Source organism: Acinetobacter sp. CY05 (assembly GCF_059515805.1).
Genome location: NZ_JCAKMW010000015.1, coordinates 69095 through 86249 on the forward strand (window position 1 = coordinate 69095; position 17155 = coordinate 86249).

The 17155-nt window shown below is 40.6% G+C and carries 16 protein-coding genes and 1 rRNA gene; 10 read left to right on the forward strand and 7 right to left on the reverse strand.

Translation table 11 applies throughout. From position 1 onward, the window contains the following. Positions 1-48: 48 nt before the first annotated feature. Positions 49-513, reverse strand: coding sequence for a YchJ family protein (locus tag AC5YCD_RS11415; RefSeq protein ID WP_496130142.1), 465 nt, complete (start codon positions 511-513; stop codon positions 49-51). 58 nt (positions 514-571) lie between these two features. After that, on the reverse strand, positions 572-2140 hold the full coding sequence (locus AC5YCD_RS11420) for a TerC family protein (RefSeq protein WP_496130143.1): 1569 nt from the start codon (positions 2138-2140) through the stop codon (positions 572-574). Positions 2141-2416: 276 nt separating this feature from the next. Between AC5YCD_RS11420 and AC5YCD_RS11425 the strand changes: the two genes are divergently transcribed. Next, entirely contained in the window at positions 2417-3037 is a 621-nt protein-coding gene (locus tag AC5YCD_RS11425) for an LOG family protein (protein WP_496130144.1), read from the forward strand. Positions 3038-3083: 46 nt separating this feature from the next. On the opposite strand, the gene AC5YCD_RS11430 is transcribed toward AC5YCD_RS11425, so the two are convergent. After that, on the reverse strand, positions 3084-4058 hold the full coding sequence (locus AC5YCD_RS11430; RefSeq protein WP_496130145.1) for a hypothetical protein: 975 nt from the start codon (positions 4056-4058) through the stop codon (positions 3084-3086). Positions 4059-4298: 240 nt separating this feature from the next. On the opposite strand from AC5YCD_RS11430, the gene mdtD reads away from it, so the two are divergent. The 5 genes from mdtD to AC5YCD_RS11455 all read left to right on the forward strand — a co-directional run bounded on the left by mdtD (position 4299) and on the right by AC5YCD_RS11455 (position 9419). Beyond that, on the forward strand, positions 4299-5690 hold the full coding sequence (gene mdtD / locus AC5YCD_RS11435) for a multidrug transporter subunit MdtD (RefSeq protein WP_496130146.1): 1392 nt from the start codon (positions 4299-4301) through the stop codon (positions 5688-5690). Between the two features lie 40 nt (positions 5691-5730). Next, the gene (locus AC5YCD_RS11440; protein ID WP_496130147.1) at positions 5731-6486 is read left to right on the forward strand and encodes a glycoside hydrolase family 25 protein; all 756 of its coding nucleotides are present in this window, start codon (positions 5731-5733) and stop codon (positions 6484-6486) included. A 1-nt stretch (position 6487) separates the two neighbouring features. Then, positions 6488-7549, forward strand: a complete 1062-nt coding sequence (gene dinB / locus AC5YCD_RS11445) for a DNA polymerase IV (protein WP_496130148.1) — start codon at positions 6488-6490, stop codon at positions 7547-7549. Between the two features lie 210 nt (positions 7550-7759). Continuing rightward, positions 7760-9058: a shikimate transporter gene (shiA, locus tag AC5YCD_RS11450; protein ID WP_496130149.1), complete on the forward strand. Its 1299-nt coding sequence runs from the start codon at positions 7760-7762 to the stop codon at positions 9056-9058. Positions 9059-9062: 4 nt separating this feature from the next. Beyond that, entirely contained in the window at positions 9063-9419 is a 357-nt protein-coding gene (locus AC5YCD_RS11455) for a RidA family protein (RefSeq protein ID WP_496130150.1), read from the forward strand. Between the two features lie 3 nt (positions 9420-9422). Here the strand turns inward: AC5YCD_RS11455 and AC5YCD_RS11460 are convergent, their stop codons facing one another. From AC5YCD_RS11460 to AC5YCD_RS11470, 3 genes are all read right to left on the reverse strand, one after another. Further along, positions 9423-9938: a DUF2726 domain-containing protein gene (locus AC5YCD_RS11460; RefSeq protein WP_496130151.1), complete on the reverse strand. Its 516-nt coding sequence runs from the start codon at positions 9936-9938 to the stop codon at positions 9423-9425. 198 nt (positions 9939-10136) lie between these two features. Then, positions 10137-12512: a YgiQ family radical SAM protein gene (locus AC5YCD_RS11465; protein WP_496130152.1), complete on the reverse strand. Its 2376-nt coding sequence runs from the start codon at positions 12510-12512 to the stop codon at positions 10137-10139. 145 nt (positions 12513-12657) lie between these two features. Continuing rightward, positions 12658-13857: an MFS transporter gene (locus AC5YCD_RS11470; protein ID WP_496130153.1), complete on the reverse strand. Its 1200-nt coding sequence runs from the start codon at positions 13855-13857 to the stop codon at positions 12658-12660. Positions 13858-14191: 334 nt separating this feature from the next. Between AC5YCD_RS11470 and AC5YCD_RS11475 the strand changes: the two genes are divergently transcribed. The 4 genes from AC5YCD_RS11475 (at position 14192) to AC5YCD_RS11490 (ending at position 16844) form a co-directional block, all read left to right on the forward strand. Continuing rightward, positions 14192-14551, forward strand: coding sequence for a roadblock/LC7 domain-containing protein (locus AC5YCD_RS11475; RefSeq protein WP_496130154.1), 360 nt, complete (start codon positions 14192-14194; stop codon positions 14549-14551). A gap of 63 nt (positions 14552-14614) precedes the next feature. Next, the gene (locus AC5YCD_RS11480) at positions 14615-15862 is read left to right on the forward strand and encodes a hypothetical protein (protein WP_496130155.1); all 1248 of its coding nucleotides are present in this window, start codon (positions 14615-14617) and stop codon (positions 15860-15862) included. 13 nt (positions 15863-15875) lie between these two features. Further along, on the forward strand, positions 15876-16412 hold the full coding sequence (locus AC5YCD_RS11485) for a GTP-binding protein (RefSeq protein WP_496130156.1): 537 nt from the start codon (positions 15876-15878) through the stop codon (positions 16410-16412). Positions 16413-16427: 15 nt separating this feature from the next. Continuing rightward, positions 16428-16844 (forward strand): roadblock/LC7 domain-containing protein, encoded by a 417-nt coding sequence (locus AC5YCD_RS11490; protein WP_496130157.1) that lies wholly within the window; start codon positions 16428-16430, stop codon positions 16842-16844. A gap of 102 nt (positions 16845-16946) precedes the next feature. Here AC5YCD_RS11490 and rrf read toward each other — a convergent pair. Further along, positions 16947-17061 (reverse strand): 5S ribosomal RNA (rrf, locus tag AC5YCD_RS11495). Between the last annotated feature and the right edge of the window lie 94 nt (positions 17062-17155).

Consider the following 17155-nt stretch of genomic DNA (forward strand, 5'->3'; position numbering starts at 1 on the left):
ATATCGGCTAATTCGTGCGCGCTATTCTAAGCCAAATTGTCAAAAAAGTTACAAAAATTGTGCACAACATTGCTTAAATTTTTTAGCCGAGCCACAAACGCAGGGCTGCTTCATGCTAGGGAAAATTTCATTGGTCGGATCTAAGAAATACCACAGTCCCTCATGTTTCACAAAATGCGAAACTTCGTGATGCACTTGTGCTTGTTTACCATCATGATAATGCGCTTTAAATTCTACTTGCGCATGGTTTTTATCAAGCTTTTCTTGTGCTTGCACCACTTCAAGTTTCAGCCATTGATTGGCCTTGCTCCAATCGGCAATGGCTGCTACATCCAAATGCTGTTGCTGTAATAACGCAGTAGTTTTGACAATATAGTCAATCTGCTGTTTGGCAAAAGCGCTATAACGTGAACGCATCAGTTGCTCAGCACTTTGCGCCACGCTTTGACCTAAATGTAAAGGCTGACAGCAACTGCTGTAATCGGGGTTACCACATGGGCATGCATTAGACATAAGTTAAAAAAATAGCTCGACAATGCGAGCTATTTTAACCTGATTCTAAGCCCAAGGCTTAAATGTTGGCTTGTGGATTTTGGATAATATGCACTTTCTCGATTTTATGGCCATCCATCGTAACAACTTCAAAGATATGCTCATCCGCTTTGAGTTTTTCACCATTTTCTGGCAAGCGTCCCAAATGAAATAAGATATAGCCAGACAAGGTTGAATATTCTTCTGCTTCATCCACCAAATCACGCCCTAATAATAACGATACGTGACGGATATCAGTTGAGCCATCTAGCATTAAAGTGCCATCTTCTAAGCTTTCTGCTGCACTTTCCAACTCATCTTCATCTGGAAATTCACCGGCAATGGCTTCTAAAACATCAATCGGTGTGGCAATGCCTTCAATTGAGCCATATTCATTTAACACAATCGCCATTTGTAGTGGCGCTTGGCGTAGCTGTTCCATCACCATCAACACTTGCGCATTTTCGTGCACAATCACCGGTTCACGCAGATGTTTTTCAAAATCCAGTACACCTGTTTCCACATATTCATTCAGGACTTTATGGGTCAATACTACACCCGCAATGTTGTCGAGTTCACCATGTGCCACAATTAAGCGTGAATGCGTAATACTGAGTAACTGCGCTTTGATCTCGGCAGGACTGGCATCTAAGTCTAACCATTCAAGTTCAGGTCGCGGCGTCATTACTGATTTTACCGGACGTTCCGATAAACCAAGCACCCCTTGTACCATCACGCTATGATAAACGCCATTTTGCTCAGCAAAGACCTCATCAGCAAAAGCACGGGTGGCTAACACATCAGGATTATGTGAACTCTCAACTTTTTTACCGCCTAACATTCGCATTACCGCCGACGCAGTGCGATAACGTAAATCGGTGGTGGTCACTAATTTTTCTTGGTTACGACGCATCAGTTGATTTAAAAACTCAATCAAGACTGAGAAGCCAATTGCAGCGTATAGATAGCCTTTTGGAATATGGAAACCAAAGCCTTCTACCAATAATGAGAAACCAATCATCATTAAAAAGCATAGGCATAAAATCACTACCGTTGGATTTCTATTGACAAAGTCCATTAAGGCTTTGGATGCCCACAACATAATGATCATGGCAATAATCACTGCCAACATCATCACGGATAATTCTTTGACCATGCCAACCGCAGTAATCACACTATCGAGTGAGAAGACCGCATCTAACACCACAATCTGCACAATTACCATCCAAAAGACGGCATGGACTGGATTTTCTTCTTTTTGAATGGGCTTGCTCTCGAGGCGCTCACGCAATTCCATGGTGCCTTTAAACAGCAAAAATATCCCACCAAAGAGCATAATCAGATCACGTCCTGAGAAGGCATGTCCAAAAATAGAAAATAAAGGTGCGGTGAGCGTAACGACCCATGCAATAGAGGCAAGTAAGATGAGGCGCATGCCTAAAGCGAGCATTAAACCTAAAATACGCGCTGCATTACGTTGTTCTGGCGGCAATTTTTCTGCCAGAATGGCAATAAAGACTAGGTTATCAATACCCAAAACAATTTCTAGAATAATTAAAGTTGCCAGACCAACCCATGCTGCAGGATCTGACATCCATTCAAAAATCATGGCTGACGCTCCTGCAAGTTGACCCTATTATTATGCTGATTAAAAAAATAATAATTTATTTTCTCGGAGCGATACCAATCACTACCACTACTCATATTGGTTGCTGTGTTGTTAAACAGAATTTCAGTATAGGCAAGATTTAGCTGAAATTCATCTTTTTTATCACAGGGTGATTTTAGTCGCGATTTTGTATCTAAATCTGCGTTTTCGATAAATTGTCATATTTATTGCATAAGCTAGAGTGAACAATAAGAAGATGCTAAGGTGAATAAAAAGATGAATAGCGAAGTAAAAATGCCACAACAATTAAATCCTCTCACTATACAAACCACTCAACCTCTCATTGCCTTATATTGCGGCTCACGCGTGGGCAATAACCCCATTTATTTACGCACCGCGATTGATTTAGCTCAAGGACTGGCTCAACACGGCTTTGGCTTGGTTTATGGGGGTGCCAGTATTGGCTTAATGGGTCAGGTCGCCGATAGCATGATTGAACACGGCGGTGAAGCTGTGGGGGTTATTCCTGAATTTATGCTCGATTATGAACGCGCTCATAACTACTTAACTGAATTACACGTCGTTAAAAGCATGCATGAACGTAAAGCCCTTATGGCTGAACGTGCCAGTGCCTTTGTTGCACTGCCTGGGGGTTTAGGTACTTTTGAAGAAATTTTAGAAGTAGCCACTTGGGGGCAACTGAATCAGCATCAAAAACCCATGATGCTGTATAACGTAAATGGCTTTTATGATCATTTAATTGCCCAGCTCGACCATGCGGTATTAGAAGGCTTTTTACCACCTCAACATCGGGCTAAATTGATTGTTTGTGAAGATGTTCAACAGATTTATAGTGTATTAAATAACTTATCTACGCCACACAATGTAGCCATCTAGGCACAAAAAAAGCGAGCATGAAGCTCGCTTCTTTGATGAAGAACAGTTAAGACGCTAATGCCGTTACGGTGTTATAGAACCATGGCAAAGTTGTCGCTAAGATAACCGACATCGCTAAACCAAACATCAGTTTCATGGCATCTTTACTCACATTGCGTGAAGTACGACGCTTACCTACAGCTTGAATCAACATCGAGATCGCAAATTCACGACCGGCAAGTAAACCCAAGAATACCCATGTGGTACTCATTGGAATATTACTCCACTCTTTGAAGATCAATAAAATAATCGCATAGATAAAGTCAACAATGGTTGCAGCACGCACATCATTGACATCTGTTTTGGTATCAACAATCTTCTGAATCGCACCACCACGTTGGTACAGAATCACGCCCAGCAACACCACAAAGACCACAATCGCAAACATCAAAAATTCAAATGGCACTTGACGTGGCACATAAACAAAGATGTTAGCTAAATCTTGAATCAGCCATTGGCTCCACAAGAATGCTGTCGATAACCACTGTAGCACCACCCATTTAGTTGAGTGCTCTTGATCTTTGGTTTGGTTAAAGTACACCGTCATTCTGTTGGCAACAAAACGGTAGATGATTAAGGCAGTAATAAAAGCAACCGCATAACCCATCATAGACTTCACCATCATCGAACCTAGACTCGATGGTGAGAAAATGGTGAGCACCAAGAATGTGGTACTGACTGGAATACCATATTTGGTTAATAACAATAATAAAACCGGCGGTACAATATACAGCCAAGTAATGCCACCCTCAGGGAAGGGAATGGTTTCAAGTCGGCCATAAGAGGCATCGCCTACACCAGAGGCATACCAACCGTACATGAGAACCGCAATCAGGATACTGCTGACAAAGATCCACAGTACCCACCAAGGGCGATGGGAGTTAGATGAAAGGAATGTACCTAAGGTTTGTGGTACATCGTTTCCGACAATGGAGTAGGCCGCTAAACAGAAGCCAATGACCATTAAGATTTCAATCGTCATAACAAGAAATTGCTAGATCATAAATGTATTGCGATCTTATGGCGTTTTTATGACAATTTCATGAACTTTTAGCCCAATTGCAGATTTAAATGCATTAATCCTAGATAAAATCATGAAAAACAATGTGAATCTCTTAAGAAAATATTGTCACAAGAAATAGCAATCGGCTGCGCTTTATTACAGTTTTGATTAAGATGTTGGATTACACTACAGCAAAAATACTCAGACCCCATATCTGCTATGACCCAAGCTCCTGTTCATCAAGCCCTACAACCACAATTTCGTCTGTTGGTGCTGTTGGTGTCTATTGGCTTTTTTATGCAGGGTTTGGATACCACCATTATTAATACTGCTTTACCTAATATTGCTAGCCACTTACAGCAAGACCCTTTGCAAATGCATAGCGTGGTGGTGGCCTATGTATTATCGGTGGCGGCCTGTATTCCTTTAAGTGGCTGGTTGGCGGATCGCTTTGGAGTGCGCAATATTTATTTTGCCGCCATTGTGATTTTTACTCTTGCCTCTTTAGGCTGTGCTTTTTCAAATAGCTTGACTGAACTGATTTTTTATCGCGTCTTGCAAGGCTTAGGCGGTGCACTACTCATGCCAGTGGGTCGTTTAGCCATGCTTAAAATTATTCCACGTAATCAGTTTTTATCGGCCATGAGTCTCATGAGTTTAGCGGGTTTACTCGGCCCGCTAATGGGCCCAACCTTGGGGGGTTGGATGGTCGAGCATGCTTCATGGCAATGGATTTTTTTAATTAATTTGCCCATGGGTGTGTTAGGCGCATGGATGACTTATAAAGTGATGCCTAATGTTACAGAAAATCAGGTTAAACGCTTTGACTTTAGCGGTTTTTTGATGCTGTTTGTGGCCATGGTAGGCTTATCACTCGGGATCGAAAACTTTGCGAACCCTGAAAAATCTTTATATTTTTCTTTAGGCCTAGTTGGGTTAAGTTTAGCTGCCATGGCTGCATATGCCTATCATGCACATAGTCATCAAAATGCCTTGTTTCGTAGTCAGTTATTTGCCAATCGCATATTTACTATTGGTATTTTAGGCAATAGTTTTGCCCGTTTGGGTGGCAATGCAATTCCCTTTATTTTACCGCTGATGCTGCAAGTGGCGTTTGGTTTTGATGCCTTTACTACAGGCTTATTGATGATTCCGACGGTACTCGGATCACTGGCTTCCAAACCAATGATTCGTAAACTGATTCAATGGCTTGGCTATCGTCGCTTTTTACTTATTAATACTTTATTGGTTGGCGCCTGTATTGCCAGTTTTGCTTTAACTACAGCTGATATGCCGCTTTGGTTACGTGCATTACATTTCTTTATTTTTGGTCTGCTCAATTCGTTGCAGTTTGTTGCCATGAACACCCTCACTTTAAAAGATTTATCGCAACAAAACGCCAGTAGTGGCAATAGTTTTTTATCCATGATTATGATGCTGGCCATGAGTATTGGCGTGGCGTTGGCAGGTACTTTAATCAATCTGTTTACTGCCTATTTAGGTACAGCTCAAATTGAACAAGCTTTTCATTTGAGTCTGATTTGTTTGGGCCTGATTAATATTATTGCAGCGGCAATTTTTTGGCAGATTCCTAAAAACACCGCCGTATAGTGGAGTATGATATTTTGATCTTTGATTTAGGTGAACGCTTATGCCACGCTCTTCGCTTCATGCCAAGCCATTGGTTTGGATAGTTGGGGCATTCGCACTTGTCGCTTTAGTCAGCCTTTTCATCTATATTTTTGTTTTTCAACAAGCTAAAACTCAGGCTGCAGAATTTCCGATTCAAGGCTTTGACGTTTCCCACCATCAACACAACATTCAGTGGCAAAAAATTTCACCGCAAAAATATCAATTTGTCTATTTAAAAGCCACTGAAGGTGGCGATTTTAGTGATCGTCAATTTCAGCAGAATTGGCTTCAAGCCCGCGAACAGGGCTTGCATGTAGGTGCCTATCATTTCTACCGTTTATGCCGCGATGGCAAGACTCAAGCACAACATTTTATAGCCACTGTGCCTAAAAAATCCGATGCGCTTCCCCCAGTGATAGATTTAGAATATGACAGCAAATGCATTAATCACTACACTCAAGAACAACTGCTGCAAGAAATTCAAGTAATGCATGATCAGCTGTATCAGCATTATGAAAAACAACCCATTTTTTATACCTCTAAAGCTTTTTACAATATTGTTTTAGCTGGACATTTTTCCAATACGCCACTATGGGTGCGTGAATATAAAGGCTTGCCGGATTTAAAAGGTCAACCTCAATGGCTATTTTGGCAACATAGTCACACGGGTAAAATTGCCGGTATTTCTACTCCAGTTGATCTCAACGTATTTTATGGTAATGCCCAAGATTGGCAGAATTTTTTAATTCAAAATCAGGTAATTGAAGCCCCTTAACATGAGCTTACGCAAAATTATCCATATTGATATGGATGCCTTTTACGCCTCGGTTGAACTGCGTAAACGTCCAGATTTGCTTGATTTACCTGTGGTGATTGCTTCCCATCATCCACGGGCGGTAATTGCTGCCGCTTCTTATCCAGCGAGACAATTTGGTTTACACTCAGCAATGCCCATGAGCCAAGCCAAAAAACTATGTCCTCAAGTGATTGTGCTTGAACCTAACTTTACCGAATACCGTGCTGTATCCGCACAAATTCATCAAATTTTTCAAAAATATACTTCAATTATTGAACCACTTTCTTTAGATGAAGCCTATTTAGATGTCACGGAAAATTTACAAGGGTTGGCCAGTGCCACCGCAGTAGCAGAAGCGATTCGTGCCGAGATTTATCAAACCACACAACTGACTGCTTCAGCAGGGGTTGCACCCAATAAATTCTTGGCCAAAATCGCCTCTGATTGGCATAAACCCAATGGTATGTGTGTGATCAAACCGCATCAAGTGCAGAATTTTATTCAAGATTTAGCCTTAAACAAAATTCCTGGTGTAGGACAGGTTACGCAAGAAAAACTCCGAGCGCTTGGCTTCAAAACTTTAGGTGACTTACAACCTATTGCGGAAAATGTGCTCATTCAGCATTTTGGCAAATATGGTCAACAGCTATTTTTATATGCTCAAGGTATTGATAATCGCCCCGTACAAGCGCAGCGTGAACGACAGCAAATTTCCAAAGAAACCACTTTTGAGCACAATCTAAACCTTGAGCAATGCCAAGCACATTGGCCGCAACTGATCCAAGATATCTGGAACAGCTTAACTGAAAAAAATTTAACCGCACGTGGGATGAGTATCAAGCTTAAACTACCGCATTTTCAGGTATTACAACACAGTAAAAGTTTTAAACAGCCTTTTCAGAATATAACTGAACTTTCTCAAGCACTTGAACAACTCATTAAAGAAATGCAAATCCAACCCTCACTGCGTTTTCGCTTGATTGGTATAGGGGTCTATCAACTGCAAAAATCTGATGAGCAAACCCAACTGAATTTATGGTAATGCACAAAAAAACAGCATCAAGCACATTTTTTAACAAATAGTGATTCCATTTTAGCCAATTTAGGTTAATCTAATTGGGCAATGCATTACCCATGTATGTGCTGAGATGCTGAAAATCACCTTTATTTTTGGCACACTGTCCTGTGATTGGCGCGACGATCAATCCGAATATTGCAGGGCATCTCTGATAATAACTGGGTTCCCTCCTTTATGCATTCTGCATCTTCAAGCTCTATTTCACCTGAACAACGTGCACGTAAAGCTGCGCTGTCTAGCTTTGTTGGCGCTGTGGTGGATTGGTATGACTTTTTGCTCTATGGCATTGTTGCCGCACTGATTTTTAAAGATCAATTTTTTCCTAGTATTGGCGAAAATATGGGTACGCTGGCCGCTTTAGCGACCTTTGGCGTGGGCTTCTTATTCCGTCCATTGGGTGGTGTAGTCTTTGGGCATTTTGGCGACAAACTCGGTCGTAAAAAAATGCTGGTCCTGACTGTTATTCTGATGGGTGTAGCTACTGTAGGCATTGGCTTATTACCTAATTTTGCTGCCATTGGTTGGTGGGCGCCAGTTCTACTGGTGACTTTACGTGCTATTCAAGGGTTTGCTGTGGGGGGTGAATGGGGCGGCGCCGCCTTAATGGCCGTCGAAAATGCACCTCAAGGAAAGAAAGCGCTGTATAGCAGTGGTGTGCAAGTGGGCTATGGAGTTGGCTTGGTACTCGCAACTGGCGCAGTCTCACTGATTATTGCTACCCTTGGTGAACAAGCCTTTATGGACTGGGCTTGGCGTATTCCCTTTATTGCAAGCATCGTATTAATTGCTGTAGCCATGTGGATTCGTCGTGACCAAGAAGAATCACAAGAGTTTGTTGAAAAAGTCGTACATGCACAGCAAGAACCAAAAAAATTACCTATATTACAAGCCATTAAGAATCATCCTAAAGCCTTCTTTTATATTATTGCTTTACGTTTGACTGAGCTTCTGACCATGTATTTGGTGACTAATTTTGCCTTAAACTATTCCACCAACAACTTAGGTATGGATAAACAATTTTTCCTGAATATCACCTTAATGGTGGGCGCGATGAGTTGTTTCAGTATTCCTTTTTTTGCTTGGATTTCTGACAAAATTCAACATAAAACCATGTGCGTTTGGGGTGGTATCATTGGTGCGCTGTCTGCCTTTCCATTTTTTATGGCACTTGATGCACAAAATACTTGGCTAATTGTAATCGGGGCAATTTTACTGGCTAACGTGGCGCATGATATGGTGGTCAGCGTGCATCAACCGATTTTCACGGCGCTGTTTGGTACCGAATATCGCTACAGTGGCGCAGGCGTAGGCTATCAAGTTGCCAGCATTATTGGTGGTGGCTTTACCCCAATGATTGCTGCCTCTTTAGTCATTTGGGGCAATGGTTCTTGGCATTATGTGGCTATTTATCTTGCAATTGGGTGTTTGCTCACTACACTTGTAGCAGCAACGATGCCTAAATCACAGGAATAAAATCATGGCAGTACAACGTTTACATGTTTCACAGCGTTTCTCTGAAATTGCAATCTCAGGACAATTGGTGCATTTAGCAGGACAACTTGCCAATGACACTAGCTTAGATATTCGTGGACAAACTCAGCAAACTTTAGATATCATCGATCAATTTTTAGCAGATGCAGGTACAGATAAATCCCATATTATGTCTGTGACTATTTATCTTAAAGATATCGAACAAGATTATGACGCGTTTAACGAAATTTGGGATGCTTGGGTTGCTGATATACAAGCACTACCTCGCACCTGTGTAGAAGCCAAGATGTATCAGCCTGATGTTTTGGTTGAAATGACCGTCGTTGCAGTAAAACCTGAATAAAATCTACATCGGGGCATGGCTCAACTGATAGCGTTTGTCCCGATGCTGCGTTTCAAACTGCTGATCATGCAAAATATGCGCATTTAAAAAATCACGCTTGAGTTCACTGAGCTCGGGTAAATACGGATAGCGCAATACTTTGTACCCTGCCATTTTTAATAGATCATCTTGATATTGGGCATTCTTGAGACGCTTTAAACCGTGCATTTCATTTAAGCCCACCACAGCAATAATATGATGATGTTGATCAAGTAAAACAAAATCGGCCACCATATTACGGTATTTATATCGCGTTCTTGGATATTTGGTGGTGAGTAAAGCATCAAAAGATACCTGTGCCAAAATATGTTGTTCAGGTAACAATGTTTTTAAGCGACTATAAATCAATTGCTGTTGCGGACTAAAGATCGCACGTTGTTTTAAGACACTGTCACTGGGGCGATGAGTTAGCGCAATCTGATTGAGCAATAGCCCTAAGCATCCTAGGACAAGAATGCCAATCAGTATATACATCCACATTTCTATTTCCCTAATTGTTATATTTTATTCTTTTGTGGGACTCAGACCAAAATCTGAGTTGGATACAATTCCTTTGTATGCTCACCAATTTAGCTACTTTTTAACCCGCTCACAAGACGTTTTTCACCACAAAAGCTGTAATTCCGATAAAACAGTCATTAAAAAAGGACGCCTCAGCGTCCTTTTTTAATTATGCGATTAAGCACGTGATTTAGGTTTAGATTTAGCCTTTGGCTTGCCACTAAATGGCTTTTTACTATCGCCTGTTTCACGTGGTGGTAAACCCGTGTGTTGGGTTAAGATTTGCCCACGTTCAGGACGCTTCTTGGTATTTGAAGGACGTGACTGCGTATTACGTTTAGCTGAATCGCCTGCCACACTTGAGTTCTTCTTACGTGCTGATTTGTATTCACCTTCAACACTTGCAGGCTGATAGGTTGGAATCAAATGCTGTTTTGAGTTACCAATTAAATCTTGGCGCCCCATTTCACGTAAAGCATCACGTAGCATTGGCCAGTTATTTGGATCATGGTAACGTAAGAATGCTTTATGCAGACGACGACGTTTTTCACCTTTTACAATGTCAACTTGCTCGGTATAACGCGCCACTTTTGCAAGCGGGTTTTTACCGGTGTAGTACATGGTGGTTGCTGTTGCCATTGGTGATGGGTAGAAAGTCTGTACTTGGTCAGCACGGAAACCATTCTTCTTCAACCAAATCGCAAGGTTCATCATGTCATAGTCGGTCGTACCCGGATGTGCTGCAATAAAGTAAGGAATAAGGTACTGTTCTTTACCAGCTTCTTTACTAAAGCGATCAAACATTTGCTTAAAGCGGTCGTAAGTCCCAATCCCCGGCTTCATCATTTTATTGAGTGGGCCTTTTTCAGTATGCTCAGGCGCAATCTTTAAATAACCACCCACGTGATGGGTCACAAGTTCTTTAACATATTCAGGGTTTAAAACCGCTAAATCATAACGTAAACCTGAACCAATTAAGATTTTTTTAATGCCCGGTAAGCTACGTGCTTTACGATACAACTGCGTTAACGGCGCATGATCAGTATGTAAGTTTTGACATACACCTGGGAATACACACGACGGTTTACGACAGTTTTTTTCAATTTCAGGATCTTTACAGGCCAAACGGTACATGTTGGCAGTAGGACCACCTAAATCCGAAATAATACCGGTGAATCCAGGTGCAGTATCACGAATCTTTTCCACTTCACGTAAAATTGATTCTTCAGAACGGTTTTGAATAATACGCCCTTCATGTTCTGTAATTGAACAGAAGGTACAACCCCCAAAGCAACCCCGCATGATGTTCACCGAGAACTTGATCATATCAAAAGCTGGGAAACGTGCATTGCCATAAGCTGGATGTGGTAAACGTGCATAAGGCAAGTCAAAAACATAGTCCATTTCTTCAGTGGTCAATGGAATTGGTGGTGGATTCAACCATACATCACGTTCGCCATGTTTTTGTACCATGGCACGTGCATTACCTGGATTAGTCTCTAAATGCAAAATTCGGTTGGCATGCGCATATAAAACAGGGTCAGTTGACACTTCTTCATAGGCTGGTAAACGAATTACAGCCAATTCACGTGCTGGCAACTTATGTTTAATGGCTTTTGAAGATGGCTGTAACTGTACAATCTGGGTGTTTTCATCCAAATTATCGCCTTCATGCACAATTGGATTGGCCACAACTTCTTTTTGGAAACCTTGATATTGGCTTAGGTCTTTGCCCTGCTCAATTTCACAGCCTTCTAAATCTTCAGTCATCACATAAGGGTTGATGATTGGATCAACACGACCGACCGTATCAACATCATTAGAGGCAATTTCAACAAATTTTGCTTTAGAAGCACGGTTATGCTTATTAATAATAAATGCTGTACCACGAACGTCTGTGATTTCGTGAATTTTCTCACCGCGTGCTAAACGATGCATGACCTCAGTGATCGAGCGCTCACCGTTACCATACATCAAAAGATCAGCTTTAGAGTCCATCAACACCGAACGACGGACTTTATCTGACCAATAATCATAATGCGCAATACGACGTAGCGAAGCTTCAATCCCCCCTAATAGTACAGGCACATCAGGATACGCTTCACGTACACGTTGGCAATATACAGTTGCCGCACGGTCTGGGCGTTTATTTGGTTGATTATCAGGAGAATATGCATCATCAGAACGGATTTTACGGTCTGCGGTATAACGGTTAATCATGGAATCCATGTTACCTGCTGTTACACCCCACGCAATATTGGGCTTGCCCAAGACACGGAATGCTTCAACATCTGTCCAGTCTGGCTGCGCAATAATACCCACACGGAAGCCTTGTGCCTCTAAGGTACGACCAATAATGCCCGAACAGAATGATGGATGATCGATATAAGCATCACCGCACACTAAAATAAAATCACATGAGTCCCAACCGAGTTGATCCATTTCCTCGCGTGACATCGGCAAAAATGGCGCAGGTTCAAAACAAGACGCCCAATATTTGTCGTAATCAAACAACGCGGTTGGCGCTGTCTGCATGGTATAAGCAGTAGACATGGCTAGCAATTCTCGGCTGGCAGATGATAGGAGATCTAAAAATAAGATCAAAGATGAAAGCCGAGCATTTTACCACGAATTAGCCAAGATTTGCTTGATTATAATTTATACAAAACCCTGCAATTAATTCCTGGGTCGTTTAATTCTACTGAGGGGCTTTTAATTGCCAAGCAATCGCCACGCCCAGAATTAACAGACTTGACACACCTACAATTAAACCCAGCCAACCTGCTGTTTCCCACAGCATGCCACTACTGCTTCCCAAAATACTTGAACCCATATAATAGCTAAACAAATACAGCGATGAACCTACTGCTCGATACTGTAAAGCCTGTACTGCCACCCAGCTACTGGTAATAGAGTGTGCTGCAAAAAAGGCAAAGCTAAATAAAAGCAACCCCAACAGTAAAATCCACAAAGATTCACTCAACATTAAACTTACCCCCACTAACATCAGCAGCAACATCATGGGTAGCACCCGATCACGGCCAAACTGATTACCCCACTGAGCAGCACGCGGTGAACTATAAATGCCAGCCAAGTAGGTTAATGACAACACACCGATCCACACTTGCGATAAATAAAATGGTGCTTGCAGTAAGTGATAACTCATATAATTAAAAACACTGACAAAACACCCCATGAGGATAAAACCTTGCAAAAATAGCAACCTTAACTTCTGATCTGCAAAGCTGTTTTGAATCGAGCGACTAAAGCGCTGCCATTGCATAGGGTAAGGGGTAAAATGCTTAGAGTTTGGCAGTAAATAATAGAAACTTATCGCAATGCCCAAATTAATCACCGCAATCAGCAATGTCGTGCTTTGCCATGAAATAAAATCAACCAGTACTCCGGCAATTAAACGGCCACTCATTCCCCCAATCGCAGTGCCTGAGATATATAGGCCCATCGCTAAGCCTACATCTTTTTCTGCAATTTCTTCGCCAATATAGGTCATGGCAACTGCGGCGACACCGCTCACCGCCAATCCAATGAAAACTCGACTGGCTAAGAAAAATGTCCAATACGGTAAAATAGCACTTAACATTAACAAAAATGCTGCTGCAAATAAGCCACTGAGCATTAATGGTTTACGGCCAAAGCGGTCAGAGAGCAAACCACTCAACAATAAGCCAAGGGCAAGGGCAACTGTAGAAAATGAAAGTGGGAAACTACTCTGTGTTGCAGAAACGATAAAAAAATCTGCCAAAAGTGGCATCATAGGTTGCACACAGTACAAAGAAGAAAAAATTGCAAAGCCAGCCAAAAATAAAGCATATAACACTGCTCTAAATGCAGGACTACCATACTCAATATAAGAACTGCATACGTGCTGCTGCGACATAGAATCTCCCTAAGCTGTATGGAATATAGGTCCGTTTCAATTAAGCTACAGTTTTGATACAAAAACACCGAGTGCTGTCGCATTGAGTTTTTTTATTAATATGTGATACATACATCACATAATTACTTAGATAATGCTAAGTCTATTTAAAAATTCTCTTATTTTTTATTAACTTATAAAAATTAAAGCCACAAGCCTTTTTCAATACTCAGAGATATTTACATTGATAAATATGAGAAAAATGCTAGATTAGAGCAAACGATGATCATAGATCTAAACAAGATTTTTATGATAGCACGTAGATTTAGATAAAAAATTTCTTAAGGGGAAAATCATGGCAAAAGTTACTCTAGATAGCTTGAGCGAGATCGACGGTTTTGTTGCAGCAGCGTTAGTAGACAGCGAAAGTGGTCTAGCACTTGCCACTAAAAATACATCTAATATTGATTTAGAATTGGCAGCAGCAGGTAACACAGAAGTGGTACGTGCTAAACGCAAGGTTGCTAAAGCACTCAGTCTTGACGATACTATTGAAGATATTTTAATTACTTTGAGTAAGCAATATCATTTGATCCGTCCACTTGAATCCAATGACAGCTTATTCTTATATCTTGTTTTAGACCGTTCTAAAGCTAATCTTGCTATGGCACGTCATGAACTTAAAGGTTTTGAACGCGAACTTGATTTTTCTTGATTCGCTTAAAGTGAAGCAAACTTAAGTTTGCTTCACCTCTCCTCCCTGTCACATAGGCTTATCGTGAACAAGCAACTTAATATTTCTGTCTTTGGTTTAAAACTCACTACAATCGATGAACTCAAACGTATTATCGAACGTCTTTTACCTAAAGAGTACAGTGTCAATTGGACTAATATTAATGATGCCACTTTAGATATATTGCTCATTAGTCATTTATTTTATGACTTGCCTAACATTGTTACTATTCGTCAGCGCCCGAATTTAAAAACCCTTAAAATTGCTCATGATCCGCTGATACAAAGCCAAGTGATTCAAAGTACTTTTTATCTACCAATTGAAGAAAAAGCTCTTAGCTTTTGGTTTGAACAACATATTTTAGGTCAAAGCAGCAAGTCTCATTCATCCTTAGCTCATCTTGATCAAATCACTGATCAGCTACAACAATCGCTGCCCTCTAGCCAACCACAACACCATAAAGTAGATGAACTGTTTAAACAGTTACAAAGCACTCAAGCTGTCGATGAAATTCAAAATACGCCTATAGCAACAACACCACACAGTCATTATCCAATTCAAGAAAATATTGTACTTAAAAAAACGAATAAAGCTCCTGATTTTCAAGAAGAAATTAAAAAAGCCTCACAGCAGATAATTGAACCCGCTTTTGTACCAACGCCAAGTGTACTTACAGGGGCTTTATTTTATGAAAGCATTCACTATAAATACTTTGAAAACTTGCAACAAAAACTATGGAACAGCACAGATTATCGTCAATGTATTTTAATTGCCGGCGATACCAAAATTGCCTTAATTGATAAGCCCAATAATCAATTTTGGTTAGCCAATGGTTTGACCACAGTTGGACAAAGTAGTATTCATATACAACATGCAGATTTAAATAACGTCGTGCGTTTTTGTCATAAGAATAAAGCTTATGATCTACAATATGGTCTATGGAATTTTGTGTGGCAAAATGTGGGGACCCTAGTACCGAGCTATACGGGTTATTATCGTCTAAAATATTGGCCTCAACCGCTACAACACAAAGACCAAAAAGATATTTTCAAAATTGCTGCCTACTTACAACATGGCGCACATTTAGATTATATTCATGAACATTCAGGTATTCCTTTAACGTTCATTTATCGCTTTATATTCACTGGTTTAGTCAGTGACAGCATAGAAGCCATTACTGAGCAACAAGCTGACCCTCGTTTCAAAAGAATTACAACAAGCGCACCCATTGAACAACCCACCTCTGCATTACGTAATTTTTTTGGAAAATTGCGTAAGAAACTAGGTTTATAACAAGGTTATCTACATGATTCTACAACAATATAAAATTGTATTTGCAGGCGCTATGGGTGCAGGTAAAAGTGCAGCAATTAAAACCATTTCACAAATTGAAGTACTGAGTACCGAAGCTGTTAATACTGATCTTGCCGCCCATCAAAAAAGCTTAACCACCGTAGGTATCGATTATGGTGAAATTTCACTTGAAGATGATATTAAAGTCGGTCTGTATGGTACACCTGGTCAAGAACGCTTTAACTTTATGTGGGGGGTCATCTGTAAAGGAGCTTTAGGTACCATTTTGCTAATCGATCATACTCAAAAGGATCCAATTGAAGCCTTAGAACAATATCTGAGTACCTTCCAAACAATGAGTGATAATATCATTATCGGTATCACCCATATTGACGAAAAAACTCCACATAGCACATCTATTTATCGTCATTGGCAACAGCAACAACCTCATAAATATCCATTATTTTTCGTAGATGCACGTGTTAAAGAAGATGTTTTATTAATGGTGGATGCATTGATCGCCAATGCTGAGGTAAATTTTGTTCATTAAAAAGATTGAATCATTATGCTAGTACAACGTTCAGCACCAGATTACTTAATCAGTTTTGCACATGAAAAGCTAACTACAATTCTAAATGAAGTGAATGGCTTAGAGTATGTCATGCTATGTTCAACTGATGGCTTTGAATTAAGCTCAGTACATAAAAAAAATGTGAAGAATTCCAGTAAGTTAGCTGCAATCAGCAGTTCAATTTTAGCGATGGTGCAGGCCTTTTTGGGTGAAATCAATCTAAATGGTTGTCAAAGTATTACTTTGGATGCAGAAAATGGAAAAGCCTTGATCAGTGCTATACCAAATCAGAAGTATCCAATGCTAATAGTAGCCATTACCAGTAAAGATGTGATGCTAGGACATCTCTTAATCGAAGTTAAAAAATGCAGCCAAGAAATTGCAGAAGCTGATCAAAGCAATAGCCATTAAATTAAAAGCCCAATCGGGCTTTTTTTACATTTATAAATGGTAATTTTTTTATAGGCGAAAAAAAATCCCCCGATCAACGATCGAGGGATTTTTAGAATAATGAGCTGGCGATGACTTACTCTCACATGGGTAACCCCACACTACCATCAGCGCTAAGAGGTTTCACTTCTGAGTTCGGGAAGGGATCAGGTGGTTCACTCTTGCTATTGTCGCCAGCACAACTTGGATGCTTACTCATCAGGTCTTACAAATGCCTAACTTTCGTCAAATGAGTTATTAACAGGATATATCTGAGTCGTCTATTTTGTTCG

Excerpts from the sequence above, each read along its gene's own strand:
- AC5YCD_RS11415 (WP_496130142.1), bottom strand. The coding sequence starts at position 513 with ATGTCTAATGCATGCCCATGTGGTAACCCCGATTACAGCAGTTGCTGT.
- AC5YCD_RS11420 (WP_496130143.1), bottom strand. The coding sequence starts at position 2,140 with ATGATTTTTGAATGGATGTCAGATCCTGCAGCATGGGTTGGTCTGGCA.
- AC5YCD_RS11425 (WP_496130144.1), top strand. The coding sequence starts at position 2,417 with ATGAATAGCGAAGTAAAAATGCCACAACAATTAAATCCTCTCACTATA.
- AC5YCD_RS11430 (WP_496130145.1), bottom strand. The coding sequence starts at position 4,058 with ATGACGATTGAAATCTTAATGGTCATTGGCTTCTGTTTAGCGGCCTAC.
- mdtD (WP_496130146.1), top strand. The coding sequence starts at position 4,299 with ATGACCCAAGCTCCTGTTCATCAAGCCCTACAACCACAATTTCGTCTG.
- AC5YCD_RS11440 (WP_496130147.1), top strand. The coding sequence starts at position 5,731 with ATGCCACGCTCTTCGCTTCATGCCAAGCCATTGGTTTGGATAGTTGGG.
- dinB (WP_496130148.1), top strand. The coding sequence starts at position 6,488 with ATGAGCTTACGCAAAATTATCCATATTGATATGGATGCCTTTTACGCC.
- shiA (WP_496130149.1), top strand. The coding sequence starts at position 7,760 with ATGCATTCTGCATCTTCAAGCTCTATTTCACCTGAACAACGTGCACGT.
- AC5YCD_RS11455 (WP_496130150.1), top strand. The coding sequence starts at position 9,063 with ATGGCAGTACAACGTTTACATGTTTCACAGCGTTTCTCTGAAATTGCA.
- AC5YCD_RS11460 (WP_496130151.1), bottom strand. The coding sequence starts at position 9,938 with ATGTGGATGTATATACTGATTGGCATTCTTGTCCTAGGATGCTTAGGG.
- AC5YCD_RS11465 (WP_496130152.1), bottom strand. The coding sequence starts at position 12,512 with ATGTCTACTGCTTATACCATGCAGACAGCGCCAACCGCGTTGTTTGAT.
- AC5YCD_RS11470 (WP_496130153.1), bottom strand. The coding sequence starts at position 13,857 with ATGTCGCAGCAGCACGTATGCAGTTCTTATATTGAGTATGGTAGTCCT.
- AC5YCD_RS11475 (WP_496130154.1), top strand. The coding sequence starts at position 14,192 with ATGGCAAAAGTTACTCTAGATAGCTTGAGCGAGATCGACGGTTTTGTT.
- AC5YCD_RS11485 (WP_496130156.1), top strand. The coding sequence starts at position 15,876 with ATGATTCTACAACAATATAAAATTGTATTTGCAGGCGCTATGGGTGCA.
- AC5YCD_RS11490 (WP_496130157.1), top strand. The coding sequence starts at position 16,428 with ATGCTAGTACAACGTTCAGCACCAGATTACTTAATCAGTTTTGCACAT.